Here is a 17,346-nt window from a genome sequence, read left to right as displayed (position 1 = left end):
CAGCACTCATCGTAGCAGCAGCCGCAACTGCTCGAAATCGATCGGCTTGGTCAGGTGATGATCGAAGCCCGCATCCAGCGCCAGCATCCGGTCTTTCTCCTGCCCCCAGCCGGTGGCGGCGATGAGCGTCGTGTTCAGGCCGCTCGGCAGTGCGCGCAGGCGCCGGGCGAGCTCGTAGCCGTTGTAGTCGGGCAGGCCGATGTCGAGCAGGGCGACGTCGGGCGCGAATTCGGTCGCCAGTTCCAGCGCGGCGGCGGCGGTATGCGCCACGCGCGTCTCGCAGCCGAACAATTCCAGCGCCAGCGCCATGGTCTCGGCGGTGTCCAGGCTGTCGTCCACGACCAGCACCCGCAGCGGCGTGGACAGCGACGCTGGCACCGCTGTTTCCGCGGGCGCGGCGCAGCCGGCGACCAGCGGCAGGCGCAGGGTGAATTCGCTGCCCAGGCCCGCACCGGGGCTGTCGACCAGAATCTGGCCGCCATGCAGGTCGACGATGCCGCGCGCCAGCGCCAGCCCGATCCCGAGTCCGCCCCTGGCGCGGTCGAGCGCCGGCTCGAGCTGGGCGAACATATTGAATACCGCGCCCAGCGCATCGGCCGGGATGCCGATGCCGTTGTCGCGCACGCGCAGCTCGGCATGCTCGTCCGCACACCCGAGCTCGACGTCGATCCGGCCGCCATCCGGCGTGTACTTGGCGGCATTGGCCAGCAGGTTGATGACGACCTGGGCCAGGCGGGTGGCGTCGCCATCGACCACCAGCGGTGCCTCCGGCACCGACAGGCGCAGCGTATGGCGCGCCGCCGCCATGGTCGCGGCCATGTCCTGGACGGCGCCCCGCACCAGCGAACCGAGCTCGACCGGCGTGCGGCGCAACTGCATGCGGTTCTGGGTGATCCGCGAGACGTCCATCAGGTCGTCGACCAGCCGCGTCAGGTGGTGCAGCTGGCGGTCGAAGGCCTGCATCAGGCGCTCCTCGCCGCCGCTGCCGTATTTGAGCTTCAAGACGTCGAGCGCACTGCGCATCGGCGCCAGCGGGTTGCGCAGCTCGTGCGACAGGGTGGCCAGGAATTCGTCCTTGCGGCGGTCGGCCGCCGTCAGCTGCGCGTTCATTGCCTGCAATTGCAGATCGGCCGTGCGCTGCGCCTCGAGCGCATCCTCGGCCACCTTGCGCGCGCCCAGCAAGGCGTGCTCATAGGCGTGGCGCCCGCTCGACCTGAACACCGCGCAATGGTCGAGCCAGCCGCCACCGGCATTCGGACGGCGCGCGATATTGAGCAGCACCGGCAAGTGGTCGCCGCTCGCGGTGAGCAGGTCGACCTGGACTTCGCCGACCTCGCCCTCGAGCTGCAGCAGCGGCACGCAGCGGGTGTGGTGGAACAGGCGGGCGCCGACCGCCAGCAGGTCGCAGAAACGCATCTTGCCGGCCAGCGCGCCAGGAGGCATGCCCAGCCAGTCGTGAATGGTCGCGTTGGCGCGCACGATCATGCCGTCGGCATCGGTCGCCAGTAACCCGCACGCCGCCTGTTCATAAAGGGAATCGATGGCGGGCAGGGCGGCGTTCATCGGCGGCTAGCGCAGCGTCTGCGCGAGGAAGACGTCGATCGCGCGGGAACTGGCGGTCGGCGCGCTCATGTGGGGGCAGTGGCCGACGTTGTCGATCAACGCCAGGCTGCTGTTGGACAGGTGCCGGTGCAGCCACTCGCCGACCGTGCGCGGCGCGATCAGGTCGTCGCTGCATTGTAGGATCAGCGACGGCACGCTCGATTTCGCCACGTCGTTCCGGTGGTCGGACAGGAAGGTGACGCAGGCGAAGTGGCGCGCGATCTCGGGATCGTTGCGGCAGAAGCTGCTGGTCAGTTCCGCCCGCAGATCGGGACGGTTCGGGGCGCCCATGATGGCCGGCGCCAGGCTTTGCGCCCAGCCCAGGTAGTTCGCTTCCATGGTGTCGAGCAGCTCGCCGATGTCTTCGCGGCTGAAACCGCCGACATACCCGGCGTCGTTGATGTAGCACGGCGAGGGCCCGATCATGAGCTGGGCCGCGAAGCGCTGCGGCGCGGCGATGGTGGCCAGCATGCCGATCATGGCGCTGACAGAATGTCCGACGACGACGACCGGACCGGTGGCGAATTCGTCGACGATCTCGAGCAGGTCGTCGGCATGGCCGTGCAATGACGCATACCTGGCGCGGTCGTACGCCGCCAGGTCGGAGCCACCGCAGCCCGTCAAGTCATAGGTAATGGTGCGAAACCTGTCTTGGTACACGGGCGCAAGAAAGCGCCACATGGTCTGGTCGCAGCCGAACCCGTGGGCAAACACCATCGTGGCCGCGCCCTGGCCGCTCACGTGGACGTTGTTGCGAGTCTTGACGGACATTTAATGCCTTCTATTATCTTTCAGGCAGACATGCATCGAAAAATAACATTTTTCGAACGTAAAGTCAGCAGGGGAGCCATGCGCGCTGAATGGAATATACATCAGTCGCGCTCGTCGTTCTCATTTGCGCGGGTCAATCGCGGTATGACTTTGACCAGCAGGATGCGCGGGCCGTTCATTTTCTTGACCACGACATCGAATTGCGGGAACTCGATGCGCTGGCCCTGCTTGGGAATATCGCCCAGCTTTTCCATCAACAGGCCGCCGACCGACTCCACGTCTTCCAGGCCCATCTGCTCGTTGTCGATGTCGATCCCCAGCAGGCGCTCGAGCGAGAAGATCGGCAGGCTGGCCTTGCCGATCCAGGTGCCGTCGGTCTGCTTGAGCCAGTCGTTTTCATTCATCCGGAATTCGTCGCGGATCTCGCCCACCATGGCCCCCAGCAGGTTGTCCAGGGTGACAAAGCCGACCGGGCGCTTGCCTTTTTCGCCGATCAGGGCGAAGTGCGGTGCACCGCCGCGGAAACGGCGGAAGATATCCTGGGCCGGGGTGCGCGCCGAGATCGACTCGACCGGCCGCAGGAATTGCGTCAGGTCGGTGACCGGGCGGCCCGACTGCAGGGCGAAATACAGGTCCTTCAGGTGGACGATGCCCAGCACCTCCTCGCCTTCCTCGTCGAAATACGGGTAGCGCGAAAAACGGTTGCGGCGCACGGTTTCCAGGTTCTGTTCCAGCGAGCGGCTGGCGTACAGGGCGCTGACTTCGTTGATCGGCCGCATCAGCTCGGATACCTGCAGCGTGCTGAAATCGAGCGACTGCGCCAGGATGTTGCGGTCGTCCTGGGTGATCTGCTCGCCCGGCGTGGTGGTGTTGGTATTGGTGCGCAGGATGAGCTTGAGCTCGTCGAGCGAGTAATGGGTCTCATGGCCGCCGGCGCCGGCCAGGCCGGCCATGCGCAGCACGGTGTTGGCGCTGGCGTTCAAGACATAGATCGCCGGGTACATCGCCCAGTAGAAGCCGTACAGCGGCATGGCGCACCACAGGGCCACCGCTTCCGGCAGCCGGATCGCCAGCGACTTGGGCGCCAGTTCGCCGACCACGATGTGCAGGAACGAGATCACCGAGAACGCCACCACGAAGGAGACGCCGTGGATCAGTTCCTCGGACGTCACGCCGAGGAAGGCGAACACCGGTTCGAGCAGGCTGGCGAAAGCCGGTTCGCCGACCCAGCCCAGGCCCAGCGAGGCCAGGGTGATGCCCAGCTGGCAGGCCGACAGATAGGCGTCGAGCTGGCCATGGACCTTGGACAGGATGCGTCCGCGCAGGCCGGTGGTCTTGGCGATCGCGCGCACGCGGGTCTTGCGCAGCGTGACGATACTGAACTCGGCCGCCACGAAAAAGCCGTTCAGCGCCACCAGGAAGAAGGCGAGAATGACGAATAATAAGTTTTCCATACCGGTTTTGTATTAACAAAAGGCAAAGCCAGGGGGCATTGTACAGCCCAAGGCATCTTTAACCTTCCCCCAGCGCTTCCTTGTGCACGGCGGCCAGGATCGCCTCGACCGCCGGATGCTTGATCTTGCGTTCGTTCGAGATCGCATAGAAGTGCTCGCGCACCTCGGGCACCCGGCCTACCAGGTCGGCGCCGAGCTGGACCTTGATGTCGGCGACCGGCGCCGCCGGGGTAAAGAACAGGCCCAGGCCGCGCCGCCCGAATGTATTCAGCAGGGCGTTGTCCTCGAATTCGCCCACCACGTCGGGCCGGATCGCGTGGCGCTCGAACCAGTCGTCGATCTTGCCGCGCAGGGCATTGTTGCGGGTCGGGAGCAGGATCGGCGCGCCGTGCAGCGAAGCCGGGAAATCCTTGCGGTAGTTCCTGGCCAGCGCCGGGGCGCCGACCACGTACATCTCATTCTCGGACAGCAGGTGGCTGAATACGCGCAGCGTGGTGCCGGTCGGTACCGCGCGGTCGGTCAGGACCACGTCCAGCTTGTGCAGGGCCAGGTCGCCCAGCAGGGCTTCGTACTCGTCTTCATGGCACACCAGGCGCACGGGGATGGCCAGCTGGGTCGTCACCTCGAGCAGGCGGTAGGCGGTGAACTTGGGCAGCGAATCCGAAATGCCGACCGCGAGCCGGATGCGGGCGCTGTCCGAGGCGTCCAGCGCTTCCTGCATCTGTTCTCCCAGCAGAAAGATCTGGTCGGCGTACGACAGCGCCAGGCGGCCGGCCTCGGTCAGGTTCAGGCGCCGGCCTTGCTGATTGAACAGCGCCTTGCCAAAAGCCTGCTCGAGCAGGGTAAGCTGTGTACTGACGGTCTGGATCGCCAGGCCCAGGCGTTCGGCGGCGCGCGTGATGCTGCCTTCCTTGGCCACTACCCAAAAGTAATATAGATGGCGAAAATTGGGTGGCGATTGGTTCATGTCTTCTGTTTTTACGAAGTAATATTTCGATTATCTTCGCTTTTTCAATAAATTGCGAACCGCTACAATACAGTCCGCCGACACCGTTGGCATACAACTTAATAAGAGGGAATAACTTATGAAGTACTTTACCTGGTCATTCATCGTGACCGCAGTCTGCCTGGCGCTTGCCGGCTGGTGGGGCTACGAGCATAACGGCATGTCCGGCCTGGTGACCGCCCTGGGCGTTGCCGCCATCCTGGCGGTGATGGAAGTCTCGCTGTCGTTCGACAATGCCGTGGTCAACGCCTCGGTGCTCAAGAACTGGGACGAGTTCTGGATCAAGCTGTTCCTGGGTATCGGCATCATCATCGCCGTCTTCGGCATGCGTTTGGTGTTCCCGCTGGTGATCGTGGCCGTGGCCGCGGACCTGGGCGCCATGGAAGTGTGGAACCTGGCGCTGACCGATCCAAAGGCGTTCTCGCTGCACCTGACCAACCACCACGCGGAAGTGGCGGCCTTCGGCGGCATGTTCCTGCTGCTGGTGTTCCTGAACTTCATGCTCGACGACGAGAAGGAAACCCACTGGCTGGGCAACTTCGAAGCCAAGATCGGCGCGCTGGGCAAGGTGTCCTCGATCGCCGTGATGATCGCGATCGCCGCGCTGCTGTTCAGCATGACCTATGTCGATGAAGCGCAGAAGATGGTCGTCCTGATCGCCGGCATGTGGGGCATCCTGGTCTACGTCGGCGTCGATATGCTCAGCAGCATGCTGGAAAAGAGCGAATCCGAAGCCGGCGCCGTCGGCGACGCGGTCAAGAAGGGCGGTATCGGCGGTTTCCTGTACCTCGAAGTGCTGGATGCCTCCTTCTCGTTCGACGGCGTGATCGGCGCCTTCGCGATCACCAGCGACGTCGTGATCATCATGCTGGGCCTGGCGATCGGCGCGATGTTCGTGCGTTCGATGACCGTGTTCCTGGTGCGCAAGGGCACGCTGGACGAATACGTCTACCTCGAGCACGGCGCGCACTACGCGATCGGCATCCTGGCCGTGATCATGCTGGCGAGCATGAAGTGGCACGTGCCCGAGTTGATCACCGGCGGCGTCGGCGTGGCCTTCATCCTGGCTTCGCTGTGGAGCTCGCTGCAGTACAAGAAAAAGCACGCCGCGATCGAAGGCGGCGTGTAGGGTGGACGGCTCCACCGTCCACGCGGTGATAGTTGACGGTGGCATGACCACCATACGCAGCAGTACCAGATCCGCGGCGAGCGGCAGAACACCAGCTCGCTGCGTTTGCAACCGGTGTTCATTTATTAGGAGAGTCTCATCATGGCAATCAGTCTGCAAAAAGGCGGCAACGTCAACCTGTCGAAAGAAGCTCCGGGCCTGACCTCGCTGAAAGTCGCTCTCGGCTGGGATATTCGCGCCACCGACGGCGCAGCCTTCGACCTCGACGGCGCAGTGTTCCTGCTCAATTCGTCGGGCAAGGTGCGCTCGGACGCCGACTTCATCTTCTACAACAACCTGAAGTCGGCCGACGGTTCGGTGGTCCACTCGGGCGACAACACCACCGGCGCCGGCGAAGGCGACGACGAGTTCGTCAACATCGACCTGACCAAGGTCCCGGCCGACGTCGACAAGGTCGTGCTGGGCGTGACCATCCACGACGCCGAAACCCGTCGCCAGAACTTCGGCATGGTCGGCAAGGCGTTCATCCGCTGCGTCAACAACGCCACCAACCAGGAAGTCGCCCGCTACGACCTGTCCGAAGACGGTTCGACCGAAGCGGCGATGATCTTCGGTGAAATCTACCGCAACGGCGCCGACTGGAAATTCCGTGCGATCGGCCAGGGCTTCAATGGCGGCCTGGGGCCACTCGCGCGCAACTACGGCGTCAACGTCTGATTGACGGTGACAGCAAGGGTTTGAGGTAATGTAGGGGCGGTCCATGGGGACCGCCTCATGAAAGGAAGCCAAATGCCAGTATTTACCGTGACCGGGGACGTCGATCCCTTCCTGCATGTGTCGATGAAGCAGGGCGAGACCATCTATTGCGAATCCGACGCGATGGTGATGATGGAATCGACCCTCGACCTCAAGGGCAAGATGAAGGGCGGACTCGGTAGTGCGCTGATGCGCACCTTCGCCAACGGCGAGTCGTTTTTCCAGCAGCATATCGAAGCGACCCGCGGCGAGGGCGACTGCCTTCTGTCGCCGACCCTGCCCGGCGCGATGCAGGTCGTCGACGTCGGCCCGAACAACTACATCATCAGCGACGGCGCCTTCGTGGCCGCCACCTCGGGCGTGGACCTGCGGGTGCGCACCCAGAGCCTGGGCAACGCGCTGTTCGCCAATAGCGGGGGCTTCTTCGTCACCGAGACGGGCGGCCAGGGCCAGGTGGTGGTGTCGGGCTTCGGCTCGATGTCGGTACTTGATGTCGAACCGGGCAAGGACGCGATCATCGACAACTCGCACGTGGTGTGCTGGGACAGCACCCTGCGCTACGAGATCTCGATCACGACCGGCACCAGCGGCGGCTTCCTGGGTAACCTGATCAACAGCCAGACCAGCGGCGAGGGCATGGTCCTGCGCTTCTCGGGGCGTGGCAAGGTCTATGTCTGTTCGCGCAACCGCACCGCATTCAAGGCCTGGATGCAGGCGCCCGCAAAATAAGGAGGAATAACAATGTCAGTCAATCTGCAAAAGGGACAGAAGATCTCCCTCGACAAGGAAGCCGGTGGCGGCCTCTCCCGCGTGACCATGGGTCTCGGCTGGGACGCCATCAAGTCGAAGGGCTTCTTCGGCTTCGGCGGCGGCAAGTCCGAAGCCGTCGACCTGGACGCGTCGGTGGTGATGTTCGACGAGTCGAACCGCCCGATGGACGTGGTCTGGTTCCGCCAGCTCAAGAGCCGTGACGGCAGCATTGTCCACACGGGCGACAACCGCACCGGTGCGGGCGATGGCGACGACGAACAGATCGAAGTCAACCTGAACAATGTGCCGGCGGGTGTCAAGGCGCTGGTGTTCACGGTAAACAGCTTCACCGGCCAGAATTTCTCGACCGTCGAGAACGCCTACTGTCGCCTGATCAACGCCGCCAACGGGCAAGAGGTGGCGCGCTTCAACCTGTCGGTGACGGGCTCGCACTCGGCCCAGATCATGGCCAAGCTGTACCGCCATAACGGCGAGTGGAAGATGCATGCGATCGGCGAGAACGGCAATGGCCGTACCTTCGACGACCTGATGCCGCAGATTACCGTGCACCTGTAATCGGCTGCATCGCGTGATACCGAAACCGGGGCTGCGTGCTCCGGTTTTTTATTGCTCGGGCATTCCTTCGCAAATATAGCGGCAGATTTTTTCGGAATCGGCTTCGTACCTGTCGATCAGCGATTCTTCTTCATCCTTGAGCGCCGCCAGCCTCTTCGGATCGCTTTCTGCTTTTTTCTTCTCGCCCAGCTCGGCCATTTTCAGCCGGTGTGCCTGGTTCTTGGCATCGGACGGGCCGACCTCGGCGCAGTTGCGCATGCACTGGGACCTGGTGTTGTAGGTTTTCTGGGCAAATGCGGTGTTCGCAAGCATGCATGCCACTATCCCTACTGCGAGCGTTTTTTTCATGTGTTTCCTTTCTAATTCATAGCGTGGTTTCGAAACGCACCACGATCCGCGCATGGTTCGCGTTCCATGTCGACAGGCGAACGATGCGGCCCTGCTCGAGGTAGTCGTCGATGCGGGCCTTGCGTTTGTCAAGCAGGTTGTCGAAGTTGAGCCGGAGGATCGTGGCCTTGCCGACGTTCCAGCCCGCGTTCAGATTGAGCGTTGGCCGGGCGGACTCGTAGAGGCGCTGGTTGGTGCCAGTGCGCACCCAGTCTTGCGGCAGATAGCTGGCATCGAAGCCGAGTTTCAGCGCCAGCGCTTGCAATGAATAGCTGCCGCCGAGCTTGGCGCGCCAGGGTGACTGTCCGGGAATGTGGTTGTCCGGGCCGGGCAGGTCGCTCAGCGTCGAATCGGCCAGGCCGATGCTGCCGTTCAGTTCCAGGTGCGCCAGCCGCGGCGAAAAATCCTTGCCTGCCAGGCGCGCCTCCAGGTCCACGCCACGCACCCGTGCGCGGCCCAGGTTGGCCTGGCGAACGATGTAGCGCGGCACGCTGGCCCATGGTACGTCGGACAGTACGACTTCATGGCCGGTCTTGTCGCTGATGTCGCGCGCGTAGAACTCCACGCTGATTTCGCTGTCGCGCTTGAACCCATGCGCATACGACAGGTTCAGGCCAAGCGCACGCTCCGGTCGCAGGAAGGGATTGCCGCTGTTGTCGGCCAGGTCGATGGCATTGGCGCCGCACAGGAACGCGCCCGGGCATGGTGCATACGGGTTGATGCTTGGCCGCAGCAGTAGTTCGTCGGTAAATGGTGCGCGATAACTGCGCGCCAGCGACGCCCTGAGCTGGCGCTTGCGGTCGCCGCCGATGCGGTGCGACAGGTGTGCCGACGGTGACCACAGGTTGTAGCGTGGCCGGTTGCCAATCGGCCCCTCGACCAGTTTGTAGCTGCGTCGCTCGCCCGCTGCGCCCAGGTTGACCGCCCAGCGCCGGTCGATCCGCCATTCGTCCTGGATGAACAGCCTTGTGCTGGTCAGGCGGGACGCCGTACCAGGCCCCAGCACGGCCAGGCCAGGATCCGGGAAGCCGTCGATCAGGTCGGTGTAGCGCGTATCGCTTGCATTGCGCGCGAACTTCGCGCCGGCGCTGATCCGGTGGCCATCGTCGGTTTCGGTGACGTAGTCGAGGTCGAGGAACATATTGCGCGTGTTTCCCTCCTGGTCATGCGCGCGCCGGCGCGGGCCGCCCGTCGACCACATCTCATCCCTGCGCAGGCGGCTATACGGACGCGAGCGACTCGCGACCAGTTTGACGGCCAAGCTGCTGTCGGCGTCGATCTTCCAATCCCACAGCAAGGGAAGGTGGACGTTGTTCGCGGGCGCCGCGCTGGTCTGGTTTGCCGACGATCTCAAGCCGCCAATCCAGCGCCGTTGCTCGTGGCTGTCCGCGTCGGTGCTATAGCGGGAGAGTTCCGGACTGAAGGTGAGCGTGTGCTCGGCATCCATCGTCCAGGCCAGCACGCCGCTCGCACTGAACGAGTGGAAACTGCCCGGGGTATGGGCTTCGCCCTCGTATTCCCGGATAGGGACCGCGCCCGGCCGTTCGGTGATCTGGACATAATCGCTATGCGCGGTGGACAACCTGCGCCAGTTCGACAGCGTGAAGGCATAGCTGAACGGGCCATCCGTCACACCGGTGGTCGACCAGGTCAGGTCCATGCCCTTCTTCCCACCCTCGGTCCGCACATTGCCGTGCAGCCGGGACGATGCCTTGCGCCGTGTCTTGCGCAGGATGATGTTGATGGTGCCCGCAATCCCGATCGGTCCGGTGGCGGCGGTGCTCGTCTTGGCAAGCTCGATGCGCTCGACCCGCGCCAGGTCGATGTCGAAGGGATTGGTAGTGGATAAGCCATCGACCAGCACCTGCGTGTAGCCGGGCAGGCCAAGCAGGCCGATGCGGCCGTTCCTGTCGACGCTGATGGCCGGTTCGCGCTGCAGCAGTTCGCCGGTATTCTGCAGGCCGCTGCCGGCGATCTTCCCGGGTCCGATGATGGTTTTCCCGGCGACGACATCCTGGCCCGCCTCGACGTCGGTCTGGGCGCCGCTGACGACGACTTGCGGGAGCGGCGCGCTCGTCTCGGTTTGGGCATGCGCGCAGGTACAAGACAGGGCTAACAGGCAGGCGAAGCGACGATGCATCCGATGGAATCCAATACCAAACCGGTCGATCCTACCAATAAAAGTTCGTTGAATATCCGTCAAATGTCACTGTTGCGCTCGCATAAATTTCAAGTTGACAAAGCGTGATCATGGCCTTAGTGTATCAATCAACTAATACACCAATACGCGATGAGCAACCCTATTCCCCATTTGTTCTCGATCGTACCTGGATCTTCCGAGCCGATCTACCGGCAACTGGTCGACCAGGTGCGCCGGCTGGTGGCCGGTGGCCAGCTGGCGCCGGGCGATGCGTTGCCGTCGGTGCGCGACATCGCGCTGCAGCTCGCCGTCAATCCGATGACTGTGTCCAAGGCTTATGGCCTGCTCGAGCTCGAGGGCGTGCTGGAGCGGCGGCGTGGCGTCGGCATGCTGGTTGCCGACCGCCAGCGCAGCGCCAGCGAGGCCGGCGAGCGCCTCGCGCTGCTGCGCCCGACGCTGGAGCGCGCCGCGCGCGAGGCGCGCGAGCTTGAACTCGATTCCGCCACCGTTCTCTCTCTCTTTAAAACCATCCTGAAGGAATCACCGTGACCGTACTCCCGATCCAGATGCGCGGCGTCGCCAGGCGCTTCGGCAGCAAGACCGTACTCGACGGCCTCGACTGGGAAGTCGGGCCGGGCCAGGTAATTGGACTGCTGGGCCGTAACGGCGCTGGCAAGTCGACCCTGATGGAATGCCTGCTGGGCCTGCGCGAAATCGACGGCGGCAGCATTGCGCTGTTCGGCGAATCGCCTGAGGCGCTGTCGGACGCGACGCGTGCCCGCATCGGTTACGTGCCGCAGAAATCCGACCTGTTCGACTGGATGACGCCGCTGCAGATGCTGGACTATTTCAAGGCGCTGTACCCGCGCTGGAACGATGCCAAGGTCGAGGCGTTGCTGGCGCGCTGGGGCATCGACATCGCCATGTGCAACCAGCCGATCCGGCGCCTGTCGGGCGGCGAACAGCAGCGCCTGTCGATCATCCGCGCGCTGGCCCACGATCCCGAGCTGCTGGTGCTGGACGAACCGGTGTCGGCGCTCGATCCGGCCGGCCGGCGCGACTTCTTGACCGAATTGATCGACGGCGTCATCGAGCGCGGCACCACGGTGGTGTTTTCGACCCATATTCTCACCGACCTGGAGCGGGTGGCGCTGGACGTCGCGTTCATGAAGGACGGCCGCATCGTGCTGGAGGGCGACCTGGACGACCTGCTCGATGGGGCCGCCAGCCACGTGCCGCCCGGCGCGCGCGCGCCGTCGAACCTGGAGGACCTGTTCATCGAGGTGACCCGATGAGTCAGCGCCTTACGCAATATGGCCTGCTGTGGCGGGCGGCGCTGGCGCAACTGCATCCGCGCGTCCACCATGTCCTGCTGTGGCTGACGCCCGTCCTGGCCCTCGCCATCGCGGCGCTCGCCTGGAAAGCGTATGACCTTGCCACCGCCGCGAGATGGGGCCTGAATACGGCGTGCGGCATCGTCCTGCTGGCCTGGACCTTCTGCTACCTGCCCGGGGCCTTCAAGCTCAATACGCCGCTGAATGCGCAGCTGGCGCCGGGCATGCGCGCGCGGCTGCTGGAAATGAGCATGGTGGTATGGATGCTCGCGATAGCCGGCCTGGCGCTCGGCAGCGCAGGCAGTGCGGCAAAGGATGTCCTGACCGTGACCTGGTTCATGTTGGCGTCGCTCGGCATGGGCCTGGCGGCCACCGGCAACGGCATCGGATCCTGGGTAATGGTCCTGATCTGGCCGCTGATGGGATTGCCAACCTTCGTTCCAGAGTCGACGCTTGCCGCCATGGCGCATCCGGCCTTCCTGCCGCTCTTGGCGGCATTGCTGGCGCTGCCGGGCCTGGCGACCATGCGGGCGGTCTTCCCGCGGGCAGGTGACCGCCATTGGCGCCTGCTGGCAAGGCGCACCTTGTGGCGCGACCGGGAAGCGTTCAAGAAGCCCGGCGATAGCGCTTTGCTGCTCTGGTGGCAGGCGCGTTCGCTGCGCCAGGCCAGGAGGCGCCGCGACCTGGGAGGCATGCTCCTGCTCGGCAGCGGTCCAGGTCTGCAACTCGGCTGGATCGGACTCGGCATCGCCGGCATGGGCCTGCTCGGCCTGGCGCTGGTGGCCATCATGCACATGGGCGGCTACCCCCGGGCCGCCGAACTGGCGCTGGAGATGGGCTGGATGTGGAGCTTGCTGCCGTTGTTGCTGTTCCAGATGCACGCGATGCTGCTCGCGAGCCTGGGGGATACGCCCTCCGGCCAATCGCTGCTCAGGCTGGCCCCGGCGATGCCGGCCGCCGCGCCGCGCTTCAACCGCCTGCTGGCATCGACGCTGTTGCGCAGCAGCCTGGCGGCCTGGGGAATGGCGGTGACCACCGCAATCGTGTGCGGCGTCCTCACCGGCGCCGACGCGGACGCACTGCTGCTGGTGGCTTCCCTGTGCGGCCTGGCCCTGCCGGCCCTGGTCTTGCCGCTGCGCGACCATGCACACCGCCCGCGCTGGAATTCCGTGCTGCAGTGGTTGCTGACGGTGGGGCTGGCGGCAGCCTGTCTGTTGGCCGCCTGGCTCATGGGACGGCTATCGGCGCTGCCGGTGTTTCCGACTGCCGCCGGCCTGTCCATCGCATTGACCGTCGTTCTGGTCGCGCGTCGATATGCCGCCATGGTGCGCGCGCCATGCGCTTTTCCTGCCGGAAGGCTGGATTGACTGATCAAAGCGCTTATCAGGCGCTGCACACGTTAACTATCGATGAGGGTTGAACAGTTGAGCCGGCTGGTGGTCCAATTCCTGTCGTCGTCCACGGGAGAGGGGCGTGCAGGCGCCCAGGTTCAGGAAGCTGTTCGCGCAACTGCCGTCGTTGAACCAGCCGCAGCGGCTGCAACTGCCGTTCTTTTTCCATCGAGCAGCCGGGCTGGATCGGGTAATCGCCCTCATTGCCGACATTCGCGCGCCCGGGCGCGGTTGCCCGGATTGTTCCTGCAAGCGCTGCCATCGCCATGGCCAGGCCAATGAGCTGCAACGGTTCCGTTGCCGCCAGTGCGGACGCACTTCAACGACCTGACCGGCACGCCGCCGGCGCGGCTCAGGCTCAAGGGCAAGTGGCGCGAGTATCTGGCGGCGCTGCTCGACGCGCGCACCGTGCGTGGCGCCGCCAGATACGTCGGCGTCCACCGCAACACGATATTTCGCTGGCGCCACCGCTTCCTCCACTGGGTCAAGCATGACCGGCCGCGGCAACTGGTGGGCATCGTCGAGGCCGACGAGACCTTCCTGCTCGAATCCGCAGAAGGGTTCCCGCAAGCCCGATCGTAAGCCGCGCAAACGCGGCGGCAGGGCGGCTCTGCGTGGCATCGCAGGCTACCTCGACTGCATCCTGGTGGCGCGCGACCGTAGCGGACAGACCATCGACGCCGTCACCGGTCGCGGCGCGCCGGCAAAATCCCGGCTGGTCGAGCACCTGTTGCCGAGGCTCGATCCTCGGGCGCCGATGGTCACCGACACCAACGCCGCCTGCCGGGCCTCTGCCCGCGATCATGGCAGCGCGCATCAAGCCGTCAATCTCGCCTCGGACGAACGGGTGCGGGCAAGCAGCAGGGGCGCCATCCATGTCCAGAACGTGAACGCCCATCACCGGTGTTTCAAGGCATGGCTGGCACGGCTTCACGGCGTGGCGTCATGGCGCCTGCCACACTGCCCGGGTTAGTACTGGGCACTTGATGGCGGGCGGGTCACATCTGTTGAGCAATTGCTGGGCATCGCCATCGAACTCATCCATAGGTAACGGTGACAGCGCCCTTTATTCTGTCATGGGCGATTTATTAACTTTGTTATCGGGAGCGAACGGCGATCTCACTTATTGTTGCAGAGCAACAACCAGAATCCCGAATATTTGATACTGGCATTCGGTTTTTGCTGAAAAATAGTCGCGATGGCGCTAAGGTTTCGCTGACGTACTTACTCGCGAACAAACATTATTTTCAAGGCAACCATGCTTTTCCAACTGACACTGCGCGTTCGGCTGATCGCCACCATGGCCATGCTGGGCTTTCTCATTACAGCCGTCGGCCTGCTCGGCATCTACGGCATGCGGGAAGACCACGCGGCGCTGGAAGACGTCTACGCAAACCAGCTCGCGTCGAGCATCGCGATCAATAATTCGAAGAACTTCCTGAATCGCGCGCGCTTTGGCCTCGACCGCGCCGTGTTCCATCCGGACGCGCCCGATGTCGGCAATACCCTGAGCCGCGCCAAGGGCTTCATCGACGATTCCAACAAGGAGTGGCAGCACTACCTGGCCCTGCCGCGCGATGCCGAAGAGGACGCGCTGGCCAAGACCCTGGCAGAGGCGCGCACCCGCTACATCAACGACGGCATGCTGGCACTGGGCAGCGCCGTCGAGCAGATGAACGCCGAGCGCATCGAAGCGTTGGCGATGAAGGAAATGACGGCCCTGTACGGTACCTTCGACAAGGCATCGACCGCGCTCGACAAATACCAGATGGTTACCGCCAAGGCCGGCTACGACGAGAGCGGCCGCCTGTTCGACATCCTGATGTGGGTCTCGGGCGCCAGCGTCGCGCTGGGCGTGCTGCTGGCGGCGGTGTCGTCGTGGCTGCTGCTGCGCGCCATCATGCGTCCGCTCGACCATGCGCTCGGCCACTTCGAGGCAATGGCCCGTGGCGACCTGTCGACCCGGGTACAGGTCGACCGCGCAGACGAGATGGGCGCGCTGCTCAAGGGCCTGGCCACCATGCAGCAGCAACTGGCCGGCACCGTGCGCAGCGTACGCGACAGCAGCATGTCGATCGCGACCGCCAGCAGCGAGATCGCGGCCGGCAATATGAACCTGTCCGCCCGCACCGAACAGCAGGCCAGCAGCCTGGAAGAGACCGCATCGTCGCTCGAGGAACTGACCACCACCGTCCAGCACAATGCGGACAACGTGCGCCAGGCGAACAACGTGGCGCGCTCGGCGTCCGACGTCGCACTGCGCGGCGGCCGGCTGGTGTCCGAAGTGGTGCAGACCATGGGCGCCATCGACGCCTCGTCCAAGCGCATCGTCGATATCATCGCGACCATCGACGGCATCGCCTTCCAGACCAACATCCTGGCGCTGAACGCGGCGGTGGAGGCGGCGCGCGCCGGTGAGCAGGGCCGCGGTTTCGCGGTCGTGGCCGGCGAAGTGCGCAACCTGGCGCAGCGTTCGGCGGCGGCGGCCAAGGAGATCAAGGAACTGATCAACACCTCGGTCAGCAACGTCGAGGCGGGAACGGCCCTGGTCGACAGCGCCGGCACCACCATGGACGAGATCGTGGCCAGCGTGACCCGCGTGAGCGACATCATGGCCGAGATCCTGGCTGCCGGCGAAGAGCAGACCGCCGGCATCCAGCAGATCAACGAAGCGGTCAGCCACATGGACCAGGCGACCCAGCAGAATGCCGCCCTGGTCGAGGAAGCCGCCGCGGCCACCGGGGCCCTGCAGGACCAGGCGCATGCGCTGCAGCAAATGGTGGGCGTGTTCAAGGTCGATGTGCAGGCTGGTACGGCGAATCAGGTGCAGGAACGTGTCCGTGGGCGCGCAGGCCAGGAACGTATCGCCCTGGCCACGTAATCGGGCACGTTGTTCGCGCCTGCACAGGAAGTCGTTGATGCCGATGGCAGGAACGACGGGCGGGCGCCAATGATTTCTTGTCGGCTCAACTCGACGCCGTCGCCACCTTCACCCCCGCCCGCCGGCGCCGCAGCACCAGCATTCCGAACGCGGTCGCCAGCACATACATGCTGATCGAATAGATCGCCGCCGGCACCATCAGCTGGAAATCCCCCAGCACCGACACCGCGACGAAAATCGCCAGCGTCGAATTGTGGATCCCGATCTCGTACCCGATCGCCACCGCGTTCGGCTGGTCGAGGCCGGCGATGCGCGGCACGTAGTAGCCCAGGCCCAGGCTGGCCGCGTTGAACAGCACCACCGCCAGCCCGACCGTGGCGAACGAGCCGGTGAGTGCATCCCACTCCTTGGCGAAGGCGATCAGCGCCAGCGCCGCCAGCACCACCATCGAAAAGATCTTCATCGGCTTGTCGGTGCGCGCCGTGAAACCTGGGGCCAGGCGCTTGACCGCCATCCCGATCGCCACCGGCACCAGCACGATGCCGATCACTTCGACCACCTTGGCGGTCTGCATCGGCACCACCTGGCCGCTGTGCGAAAAGCTGGCGATGGCGAAGTTGGCGATCAGCGGCAGGGTGACGATCGACAGCAGCGTGTTGATGGCCGTGAGCGAGATATTCATCGCCACGTTGCCGCCGAACAGGTGGCTGAACAGGTTGGCGGACACCCCGCCTGGCGACGCCGCCAGCAGCATCAGGCCGATCGCGAACACGGGCGGCACGTCCAGCAGCACGACCAGGCCATAGCACAGCGCCGGCAGCACCAGCGCCTGCAGGGCCAGCGCCAGTACCACTGCCTTCGGATACCCGAGCAAGCGGCGAAAGTCGCCGATCGTGAGGGACAGGCCCAGGCCGAACATGATCAGGGCCAGTGCGCCGATCAGCAGGGTGGGGAGCAGGGTAATAAAATCGGTCATCGCGTCTCCATCATGGTTTTTATAGGGATGGCGGCGCGCCGGACTGCGCGTGCGCCCGCCTTGCCAGTGTAGTCCAGCCAGGAACGAATTAAGCGGTGCGCAGCGCCGATCAGGCCTCGTAAAGGCATTGCAGCACATGCAATAATGTCGTATGAATGAACAATCCCATCTCTTGCCGACGGCAGGCCGGGCC

The 17,346-nt window shown here is 64.4% G+C and carries 15 protein-coding genes and 1 pseudogene; 9 read left to right on the top strand and 7 right to left on the bottom strand.

Translation table 11 applies throughout. The features are described from left to right. Window positions 1–6 precede the first annotated feature (6 nt). From AC56KW_RS07065 to AC56KW_RS07050, 4 genes are all read right to left on the bottom strand, one after another. Complete coding sequence (locus tag AC56KW_RS07065; RefSeq protein WP_497170026.1) at window positions 7–1,563, bottom strand: hybrid sensor histidine kinase/response regulator; 1,557 nt, start codon at window positions 1,561–1,563, stop codon at window positions 7–9. Between the two features lie 6 nt (window positions 1,564–1,569). After that, window positions 1,570–2,373, bottom strand: coding sequence for an alpha/beta fold hydrolase (locus AC56KW_RS07060; RefSeq protein ID WP_497170025.1), 804 nt, complete (start codon window positions 2,371–2,373; stop codon window positions 1,570–1,572). A 101-nt stretch (window positions 2,374–2,474) separates the two neighbouring features. Then, window positions 2,475–3,827 (bottom strand): hemolysin family protein, encoded by a 1,353-nt coding sequence (locus AC56KW_RS07055; RefSeq protein WP_497170024.1) that lies wholly within the window; start codon window positions 3,825–3,827, stop codon window positions 2,475–2,477. Window positions 3,828–3,885: 58 nt separating this feature from the next. Further along, window positions 3,886–4,794 carry a LysR family transcriptional regulator gene (locus tag AC56KW_RS07050; RefSeq protein WP_497170023.1) on the bottom strand — a complete coding sequence of 303 codons (909 nt, stop codon included), beginning with the start codon at window positions 4,792–4,794 and terminating at the stop codon, window positions 3,886–3,888. A 118-nt stretch (window positions 4,795–4,912) separates the two neighbouring features. Here AC56KW_RS07050 and AC56KW_RS07045 point away from each other — a divergent pair, with 118 nt between their 5' ends. The 4 genes from AC56KW_RS07045 (at window position 4,913) to AC56KW_RS07030 (ending at window position 8,044) form a co-directional block, all read left to right on the top strand. Next, the gene (locus AC56KW_RS07045; protein ID WP_497170022.1) at window positions 4,913–5,962 is read left to right on the top strand and encodes a DUF475 domain-containing protein; all 1,050 of its coding nucleotides are present in this window, start codon (window positions 4,913–4,915) and stop codon (window positions 5,960–5,962) included. A 141-nt stretch (window positions 5,963–6,103) separates the two neighbouring features. Next, complete coding sequence (locus tag AC56KW_RS07040; protein ID WP_497170021.1) at window positions 6,104–6,679, top strand: TerD family protein; 576 nt, start codon at window positions 6,104–6,106, stop codon at window positions 6,677–6,679. Between the two features lie 72 nt (window positions 6,680–6,751). Next, complete coding sequence (locus AC56KW_RS07035; protein WP_497170020.1) at window positions 6,752–7,447, top strand: TIGR00266 family protein; 696 nt, start codon at window positions 6,752–6,754, stop codon at window positions 7,445–7,447. Window positions 7,448–7,459: 12 nt separating this feature from the next. Next, entirely contained in the window at window positions 7,460–8,044 is a 585-nt protein-coding gene (locus AC56KW_RS07030; RefSeq protein WP_497170019.1) for a TerD family protein, read from the top strand. A 48-nt stretch (window positions 8,045–8,092) separates the two neighbouring features. On the opposite strand, the gene AC56KW_RS07025 is transcribed toward AC56KW_RS07030, so the two are convergent. Continuing rightward, the gene (locus tag AC56KW_RS07025; RefSeq protein WP_497170018.1) at window positions 8,093–8,392 is read right to left on the bottom strand and encodes a hypothetical protein; all 300 of its coding nucleotides are present in this window, start codon (window positions 8,390–8,392) and stop codon (window positions 8,093–8,095) included. Between the two features lie 16 nt (window positions 8,393–8,408). After that, complete coding sequence (locus tag AC56KW_RS07020) at window positions 8,409–10,571, bottom strand: TonB-dependent receptor (protein ID WP_497170017.1); 2,163 nt, start codon at window positions 10,569–10,571, stop codon at window positions 8,409–8,411. 150 nt (window positions 10,572–10,721) lie between these two features. Here AC56KW_RS07020 and AC56KW_RS07015 point away from each other — a divergent pair, with 150 nt between their 5' ends. From AC56KW_RS07015 to AC56KW_RS06995, 5 genes and pseudogenes are all read left to right on the top strand, one after another. Next, entirely contained in the window at window positions 10,722–11,120 is a 399-nt protein-coding gene (locus AC56KW_RS07015) for a GntR family transcriptional regulator (RefSeq protein WP_497170016.1), read from the top strand. Next, window positions 11,117–11,866, top strand: a complete 750-nt coding sequence (locus AC56KW_RS07010; protein WP_497170015.1) for an ABC transporter ATP-binding protein — start codon at window positions 11,117–11,119, stop codon at window positions 11,864–11,866. The genes AC56KW_RS07015 and AC56KW_RS07010 overlap by 4 nt, the downstream gene beginning before the upstream one ends. Next, the gene (locus tag AC56KW_RS07005) at window positions 11,863–13,272 is read left to right on the top strand and encodes a hypothetical protein (protein WP_497170014.1); all 1,410 of its coding nucleotides are present in this window, start codon (window positions 11,863–11,865) and stop codon (window positions 13,270–13,272) included. Before AC56KW_RS07010 ends, AC56KW_RS07005 begins: the two co-directional genes overlap by 4 nt. A gap of 106 nt (window positions 13,273–13,378) precedes the next feature. Next, window positions 13,379–14,347: pseudogene (locus AC56KW_RS07000) on the top strand (IS1595 family transposase). 207 nt (window positions 14,348–14,554) lie between these two features. Next, a complete protein-coding gene (locus AC56KW_RS06995) occupies window positions 14,555–16,177 on the top strand; it encodes a methyl-accepting chemotaxis protein (protein WP_497170013.1) in 1,623 nt (540 codons plus the stop codon). Between the two features lie 85 nt (window positions 16,178–16,262). On the opposite strand, the gene AC56KW_RS06990 is transcribed toward AC56KW_RS06995, so the two are convergent. Next, window positions 16,263–17,153, bottom strand: coding sequence for a bile acid:sodium symporter family protein (locus tag AC56KW_RS06990; protein ID WP_497170012.1), 891 nt, complete (start codon window positions 17,151–17,153; stop codon window positions 16,263–16,265). Window positions 17,154–17,346: the final 193 nt, after the last annotated feature.

The organism is Telluria sp. RT2P19 (genome assembly GCF_059685725.1).
This window is presented reverse-complemented; position numbering and strand designations above follow the sequence as displayed.